Raw genomic sequence first — 8,218 nt, 5'->3', positions numbered from 1 at the left:
ATGTCCACATGATCGTGCCGGGCGGCGGCATCGCGCCGGACGGAAGCCGGTGGATATCGTCGCGCCCGGCCTTCCTGCTCCCGGTGAGGGTTCTCGGCAAGCTGTTCCGCCGCCTGTTTCTCACCCGGCTGGTCGCGCTGCACGAGGCGGGCCGGCTCAGCTTCTTCGGGTCGATCGCGCACCTGATCGAGCGGCGGGCATTCCTGCGCCATCTTGCTCCCATCCGGAAGAAGCGCTGGGTGGTCTATGCCAAAGCGCCGTTCGCCGGGCCTGAAGCGGTGCTCGCCTACCTGTCGCGCTACACGCACCGGGTCGCGATCTCGAACAGCCGCCTCATCCGCTTCGATGATGACGGGGTCACCTTCCGCTACAAGGACTACCGCCGCGACGGCGCCGACCGGCAGCAGCTCATGACGCTCGCGACCGACGAGTTCATCCGCCGCTTCCTGCTCCACGTGTTGCCAAAGGGATTCCACCGCATCCGGCATTGCGGCCTGCTTGCCGGCTCTGCTCGCAGGGCCAGCCTCGCGCTTGTTCGTGAACTCCTGAACGTCACCGCACCGTCCGACGATGACACCACGGACGAACCGGACAACTTCCGCCCGCCATGCCCCTGCTGTGGCGGCCGCATGATCGTGATCGAGGTGTTCGAACGACGGAGGCAGCCGCGCGGACCGCCAAACGGTTCCCCGTCGACCGGGAGCAGCACGCCATGACCCGGCATGGAATGGTTCAGCCTTCAGCTGCAGGCACTCAGCCTCCGGCAACGGATCGACGCACGCCTATGGTGATTATCGACGCCGACAGAGCCGCGCCCAGCCGTCCACCGTCCCGACAACACCGCGCGGAGGCGCAACGAAGCGGTCTGTCCGCATTCACCTCAGCGCTTCCCAGCGGCGGTCGCGCCATCGCCGACACCAGCCGCAAATCGAAATCCCCATAACCATCGCCTGTGGCCCGCGGGTTCCTTCCTCGGGGATTTTCGTACGCCTGCCGGCGCCCGAAACTCTTCACGGGAGCCGTCGGTCTGCTTCGGATCAGCGGCTGGCCAAAGCCGACGTAGCTTGTCGGAAGCTCGCGAGCAAATGCCGGCTTCCTGATTTCCACGCCCGGAAGCGAACCGTCACACAAATCCGCCATCCCAGGCATCACCTTGCAGACGGCCGGTTCGCCTTTTCGACGGCATAGGGTGTATGGAGCACCCGACGCTTCCGCCCCTACCTCTGAAAATGCCCCAACCCGTTCTCATTGAGATAGTCCACCGTCATCACTCGCGCGCGAATGCCGCCGGGGGAACCAACGAACTTCACCGATGACAGCGAGCCGGTCGGCGCGTTCTCTCCGCGGGGCGTGAGGGCGTAGGTGTCGCCGTCCCAGTGCTCGAGCGTGAACTGCATGGGCTTCGGGCCGAGTTCGAGCATCAGCTTGTCGCCATCGGCCCGCACGGTGGCGGTGTCGAAATAGTTGCTCGTATATTGGCCCTCGTAGAAGGATGGACTGCGCGCCTTGGCGGGGTTCGTCGGCTTGACCTTGCCGGCGAGGTCGCCCACCAGCTTGTAGTAGGCCATGAACCGCGGCTTGATGTAGGGATACCAGTCGCGGGTGACCTGGCCATATTGCACGATATCCATGAAGCTGGCGGCGACCGCCTCGGCGGCGCCGACGGGGGAGCCGTTGGTGAGCACGACGATGCCGACATCGGCCGAGGGCAAGATCTGGAAGGTGGTGCCGGCGCCGAGCAGGAAGGCGCCGGAATGGCCCATGGTGGTGCGCCCATTGGCGTTCACCCCCACATTGAAGCCATAGCCATAGGAGCTGGCCCGCGTATCGGGCGTCTCGCCGCGGTAGGTCACGCTCTGCGGTGTGATGGCGGGCTGCAGGATCTTCGGGTCGATCATGGGCTGGCCCCCATAGGTGCCGTCGCCAAGCAGCAGGATCATCCACTTGGCAAGATCCTGGGCGCTGGAGGAGACGCCGCCCGCCGGCGCCTGCTGGTCGGGGTCGCGGTCATAGAGCGGCTCGAACACATTCTCCGCCACGCGCGCATGCAGCAGGGCGCGGTTCTTGCCGGCGGCAATGAAGTCCTCGTGCCGATAGCTGCTCGAGCGCATGCCGAGCGGATCGAACAACAGGCTCTTGGCCAGCGGCTCCCAAGGCTGTTTCTCGGCGTGGGCCACTGCCTCGGCGCCGATCGTCGTGCCGAAATTGGCGTAGTGATAGGAGATGCGGAAGGGATCGAGCGGCACCATCCACAGGCTCCCGACGATCTGCTTGCGCTGGAAGCCGAGATCCTCGAGTTCGTCGCCCGCCGCCATCGGCAGGCCCGAGCGATGGGCGAAGAAATCGCCGATGGTGGCGTTGCCCGAGACATAGTCGAGATTGAGGCGAAAGCCGTCCCAGACCTTGCCGACCGGGGTATCCCAGTCGAAGCTGTGGTCCTTCGTCATGGCGATCGCGGCCACCGTGGCCGAGATCGACTTCGACACCGAGGCGACCTGGAAAATGGTGGTGCTGCTGACCTTAGAAGTGTCGTCCCGGTTGTCGCGAAGGCCATAGCCCTCGTCAAAGATCATTTTGCCGCCATGCACCACCGCCACGGCGAAGCCGGGAACGTCGGATGCTTCCTTGACTTTCTTGACGATGTCCGGCAGCGCGGCCAGCGCCTTCTCGACACCGCCGGGATACAGCTCCACAGCATCCTGCGGCGGCGATGGCCCAAGCTCCGGCACGTAGGACTGCGCGGCTGCCACGGCGGGTAGCATGGCTACGAGGGAAAGCACCAGGAGAGCAGCGGCCTTCTTCATTGCATGTCCTCAAACCTGCACGGCAGATGATCGGATCATACGCGGCAAGATGAAAGATGGTTACAGCTATTTTCTACTGATATGTTCCAAAGATCAGGCAGAGACGGCGGCTGCGCGCATGTGATTTCGGGACCTGGTGAAGTAGCCGCGTTACACACGCGGGCGGCAATTGGATGGGACTGCGCGGGAGAACGTCAAGTTCCAAGCCCGGGCGGCAAATGGCGTCTACTCAGGAGTTGTTCGCCAACGGGCGGGCGGCCAACCAGAAAGTCATCGAAGCCAATTATATGGCCCATCGCGAGGCCCTATGGCCTGCTGCACGGGGTCCGATGGCCGAGAGGCCCGGACGCTTCCTTCCAAGGCCAGACGGCCTACTGGCGGCCGTATTTCTTGAACGTCGCGTTCCAGTCGGCTGCCAGCGCGTCAAGCGTTTCCTTGGCCGTGCCGGATTCACCGGTCACATAAGGATAGACGCGCTGGTTGAATTGTAGCAGCAGTTCGGCATTCTCGGGAACCGCCCAGAAATCCTTCACCTTGAACATGGTCTCGTGGAAGGCCTTGTTGTAGGGCGTGGCGTTCTGGAACTCATCCGATTTCAGTACGGCTGCGCTGCAGGTGTAGCCGCCGAGCGCTGCCCATTTCTTCTGGGTCTCATCCTTGATGAACCATTCCAGGAACTTCAGGGATTCTGCCTGCTTCGCTGAGTAGGAGACGATCGAGATGCCCTGCCCGCCAAGCGCGGCGAACTGGTCGCCGTTCGGCCCTGCCGGGTTGGCGAAGAAGCCGGTGTTCTTGGCGTTGGGATTGCTCGCTTCGTTGATCAGTGATGGGAAGAACGCGAAAAAGTTCATGCTCATCGCGGCCAGGTTTTCGGTGATCGCCTGGTTGTCGTCGATGAAATTGGCGTTGGCCCAGCCCGGAGGCGTGAACTTGTAGAGTTCCTTGTAGGCTTCGAGCGCGGCGATCGCCTTATCGGAGTTGATGATGCCGTCGACCTTGTACGTCGAATAGTCGCCAAGCTCGCCGCCATAGGAGAAGAGCAAGCTTTCGAAGCCGCCTGCCAGCCCGTCGTGGACATTGTCGGTGTAGATGGCGACGCCGTATTTCTTCTGATCGGGACGGTAGAAGAACTCGGCGATGTCACGCAGCGCCTTGAAATCCTTCGGCACGCCGAGGTCGTAGCCGTACTTGGCCTTGAACGCTTCCATTTCCTTCGGGTCTTCGAACCAGTCTTTGCGGTAGGACCAGCCCATGGCGTCGCCTTCGAGCGGGATCGCCCAATACTTGCCGCTGTTGCCGGGATATTCCGCGTAGACTTTCACCGTCGCGGGGGCCATCAGTTTGGCTATATCGTGCTTGGCGAAGAAGTCGGTGAGGTCGACATAGTGGCCGCCGGTCGAGCCGGCGCCGAGCCACTGCGAGTCGCCGACGACCATGTCATAGGCGTCGCCCCTGGCGTTGAACTCGGCAAAGGCCTTGGTTTCGAATCCCGGCCAGGCCGTCGTTTCAATAGTTACCTTGACGCCGGTTTCCTTCTCATACTCGTTGACGAGTTCCTGAAGGTAATTCGCCGGGTCCCATTCCGCCCAAAAGATAGTGAGCTCTTCTGCCGAAACCGATCCACTCGCAAATGTCATGGCGGCGCCCACCAACAGACCAGCCCACGTTTGCATATCGCTTCTCCTTCCACGGCGACGTCGTCCAACTAGGAATTTGCGTATCGGATGCAATGCTTCACCCGCGTTCCGTCGAATGCGAAAGCATTCGGAGCAGGCCTTTGGACTCTACGAGATCAGGCGTGTCAAACCCCTCGGTGAAGCTGGCGTGGACTGGCGCAAGAATATGCCGCGCCTTGTCATTGCGGCCTTGGCCGGCATAGAGGCGGGTGAGCCGAAGCGCGGCCCTCAGTTCAGAGGATTTCGCGCCTTGATCGCGGGCCGCCGTGAGAGATTGCTGGAACCAGCTTTCGGCGGCTTCATCGGTTGGGTCCAGCACTGAAACCAACTCACCCCTTGTGCGCAATAACTCTGGTAGCTGATACTTCGAGGTCGATTTGCCCAGAGTGTCGAAGGCCTGCGCCAGGAGGGCAAGGCCTTCGCTTGCATCGCCGCGCTCGCCGCAGTTACGCGCAAGAATGCAAAGGTAGTAGGCCATGCCCATATCCGCGCCAGTCGCGGCGATACCCGCAATTCCCAGGCGCATTTGGCGAATGCCTTCCTCCAACTGCCCCAGACCGGCGAGCGCCCAGCCGAAATACACACGAGCCTGGCCAAGCAGCAATGGCATGACGAATTCATCACACAGAGTGATAGCTTTCTTCGCCCATTGAAGGGCTTCGGCGGGCTCGCGCCGCATCAGGTGGACCAAGCAGAAACTTAGCTGCGCTTGTGCTGTGGTGACCGGATGCGAGTCTCGCTCGGCTAGCGCCATTGCATCGCGTGAGCGTAGGATCGCCTGGACCGAATGGCCGCGCATGAAGAGCATCTGTGCGGAAAACGCCCTACAGCATACGCCGGGGTCGTGTCCGGCGTAGCCCCAGGCAAGGTGACGATGTCGCTCGTAATCATAAGTGGCCAGGCCATGGCTTGCATGACGTTCGCTCGCGTCGTAGTCACCGAGGTAATAGTAGATTCCCCAGAGTTGGTGATGTGCTTCGAGGATGTACCCCGAATCATCGGACACTTGCGCGAGTTCCAATCCGAGCGATTGGCATTGGTGGCCCAGCATCTCGGCAGCGCGCAGGTTGCCTGAAATGGTCTGGTAGGAGCTCTCGCCGCGCATCGCAGCGAATATTTGCGGCTTGTCGCGTAGCGTATCGGCAAGCCTCCGCGCGCTCGAAAAGGCCTGAAGGACCTCTGGTGCTCCCCAGCCCTTGGCTGCAATCATTGCCGTTCCCGTTGCGCTTTCAAGCGAAAGCTCCAGTCGCAGGCGGTCCTCAGATCCGGGCAATGATCCGACCAGCTCGAGCCCCTTGCGGAGGTGGGAGGCCGCCTCGAGATTGGCAGATCGCTTGAGCGCGAGCTGCCCTGCCTTGAGCCAATAAACGGCAGCCTGATAATTCACGCCGGCGACGGTATAGTGATGCGCAAGCGTTTCAGGTTCTGTCGCGACAACTTCCTGGAATTGCGCCTCCAGCGTCGCGGCGATCTTGGCATGAATCTGTTGCCGACGGCTTTTCAGCAGGCTCTGATAGGCTGCATCCCGTACGAGCGCATGCTTGAACGTATAGGTCGCCTCTGGAGGAACGCCTCGCCGAAAAACGAGCTCGGATTCTTCCAACTGCGGCATGACGTCTTGCAGACGGGTTTCGGCGGGGTCCGTTACGGCAGCCAGCAGCCGGTGATGGAAGCCGCGGCCAATGCAGGCGCCGATTTGAGCGACTTCTTTGACCGCCCCCAGCCGGTCCAGGCGAGACATCAAAGAATCCTGAAGGGTCGACGGAATCGCAAGAGGAGGCAGAGGACCTGAGAGCACGTAGTGGTCGCCCGCGTCGACAAGCAGACCGGAGTCGAGCACGGTCTTGGTCAGCTCCTCAACGAACAACGGAACGCCTTCGGTTTTGGCCAGAATCTCGCTGGCTACCTCCGGCGGCATGGTCTTTCCACCCGCTACGCGATCCATGATCGCTGCTCCTTGACCGAGTCCGAGGCGATCAAGCGAGAGCGCGGTTACATGCGATAACTGAATCCAACGCGGCTGAAACTCAGGTCGAAAGGTTACAATCAGGAGTGCCCGCATGTTCCGCAGGCGATCAATCAGCATATCCAGCCACTCGCCGGTCGTCGGATCGATCCAGTGCGCATCCTCGACAAGGACGATAGTGGGCTCACGCACGGCCAGCGCCTCGATTTGTTGGACGAGGGCGGCCAAAGTACGGGCCTTTTGGGCTAGCGGTGGCAGCCTGGTCGACGAGTATCGACCGGTCGTGTCGATCGACAGCAGTGTCGCCAACAGCGGAATTGCTTCCGCCACGTCCGGAACGATCCCGCGAAGCAGGGCCTCCAGCTTGTCGAGCTTGGTGTCCGTGGTGTCGTTGCGATCCAGTCCAGCCGCCCGTTCGACCTGCGCGGTCACGGGATGGAGCGCGCTGTTGATATGATAGGGCGAGCAAAAATAGCGTAGCCGCGGAGGGGGCTCGGCGCTCAATCGATCGACCATCGCCGCGATAATCCGGGACTTGCCAATACCCGGCTCTCCAGACAGCAGCACCACTCGGCCATCCCCGGCGCAGGCCCGGTGCCACTGGTCAACCAGAAACTCGAGTTCCTGGTCCCGCCCAACAATCGGCGTCACAATGTCCTGCCTCGCCTCGAAACGACTCTCTGCCGCTGTCTCGCCGACAATGCGCCAGGTGCGGACCGGCTTTGCAAAGCCCTTTAGCTCCCCGCGACCGAGATTGACCATATCGAATAGACCGGCCACCAGTCGTTGCGTGCCGTCAGCTACAACAACGCTGCCCGGCTCGGCGAGCGCTTGCAGCCTCGCAGCCAGGTTAGGCGTGTCGCCCACAACGGCCTCCTCCTTTGCCGATCCTTCGCCAACGAGATCGCCGACAACGACCAGTCCCGTCGCGATGCCAATGCGGGCAGCCAGCGGTTCGCCTCCCGGCGCTGTAAGTCGGGCCGTTGCTGCGGCGGCGGCCATGCCCGAGCGAACCGCTCGTTCGGCATCGTCCTCGTGCGCCTGCGGCCAACCGAAATAGGCCAGCACCCCATCGCCCATGAGCTTGGCTACTCGCCCTTCGTAACGGGAGATCTCTTCCGACACTGCGATCTGATAAGCGCGAATAACCTCCCGCATGTCCTCCGGGTCGAGACGCTGCGACAACTCGGTCGAGCTGACGAGGTCCACGAACATGACTGTTAATTGGCGCCGTTCGGCGTGCGGTGGCCGCGCGTCACCATGCTCGGGCGACCTTGCCGGCGCACTCCCGCGGTCGCGCGAGGATGCTTTGATCAGTAACGGGCCGGATGTGTCTCCGAATGAAGCCACAGCGGCAAGCAGCCGGCGCCGGTGACCGACCGATGTGATCCCGAGTGCTATCAGATCCTCCGCCGTTAGCTGAGGAAGCATCTCGGATTCAATGTCATTGTCGCGGAAGACCGGAGCGTATCGCTCCAGTCCCAGGCTACTCAGCCATGCCGCGATGTCCACGTCCTTCTCCCAACCAAGCACTAAGGGTGCTGTGTGGAACCATATCCCAAATTGGAAGGGGAGTCGTCACACCCTCGGGAACCAGGCGAATGTCAGTTACGGGTCCCCGGACATCATGCCGTCTGAGCTGTCTGTCTGTTTTCGGGAAACGACCCAGGAGGCCTCAATGTCGGATATTGCTGAAGGGTTTCGGGTGCCGTCAGGCGTACGAAAGTCTCTGATGCAGGAACCCGCGGGCCGCAGGCGGTGAGCTATGGGGA

General features: G+C 62.0%; 4 protein-coding genes. 1 reads left to right on the top strand and 3 read right to left on the bottom strand.

Features of this window, described 5'->3' with window-relative positions; translation table 11 throughout:
* Positions 1-716: IS91 family transposase (locus tag NKH90_RS33785; RefSeq protein ID WP_352823607.1), on the top strand; the 716-nt coding region annotated here is incomplete at its 5' end.
* A gap of 501 nt (positions 717-1,217) precedes the next feature.
* On the opposite strand, the gene NKH90_RS33780 is transcribed toward NKH90_RS33785, so the two are convergent.
* From NKH90_RS33780 to NKH90_RS33770, 3 genes are all read right to left on the bottom strand, one after another.
* The gene (locus NKH90_RS33780; RefSeq protein WP_352823605.1) at positions 1,218-2,804 is read right to left on the bottom strand and encodes a serine hydrolase; all 1,587 of its coding nucleotides are present in this window, start codon (positions 2,802-2,804) and stop codon (positions 1,218-1,220) included.
* Between the two features lie 371 nt (positions 2,805-3,175).
* On the bottom strand, positions 3,176-4,441 hold the full coding sequence (locus NKH90_RS33775) for an ABC transporter substrate-binding protein (protein ID WP_502893831.1): 1,266 nt from the start codon (positions 4,439-4,441) through the stop codon (positions 3,176-3,178).
* Between the two features lie 97 nt (positions 4,442-4,538).
* Positions 4,539-7,958: an adenylate/guanylate cyclase domain-containing protein gene (locus NKH90_RS33770; RefSeq protein WP_352823602.1), complete on the bottom strand. Its 3,420-nt coding sequence runs from the start codon at positions 7,956-7,958 to the stop codon at positions 4,539-4,541.
* Positions 7,959-8,218: the final 260 nt, after the last annotated feature.

Source organism: Mesorhizobium sp. M0898, from assembly GCF_040319695.1.
Classification (GTDB): Bacteria; Pseudomonadota; Alphaproteobacteria; order Rhizobiales; family Rhizobiaceae; genus Mesorhizobium.
Note: the sequence above shows the minus strand (reverse complement) of the source record. Positions and strands in the feature narration are given on the sequence as shown.

Bases quoted from the DNA above. Each gene is read 5' to 3' on its own strand.
- NKH90_RS33780 (WP_352823605.1), bottom strand. From the start codon at position 2,804: ATGAAGAAGGCCGCTGCTCTCCTGGTGCTTTCCCTCGTAGCCATGCTA.
- NKH90_RS33775 (WP_502893831.1), bottom strand. From the start codon at position 4,441: ATGACATTTGCGAGTGGATCGGTTTCGGCAGAAGAGCTCACTATCTTT.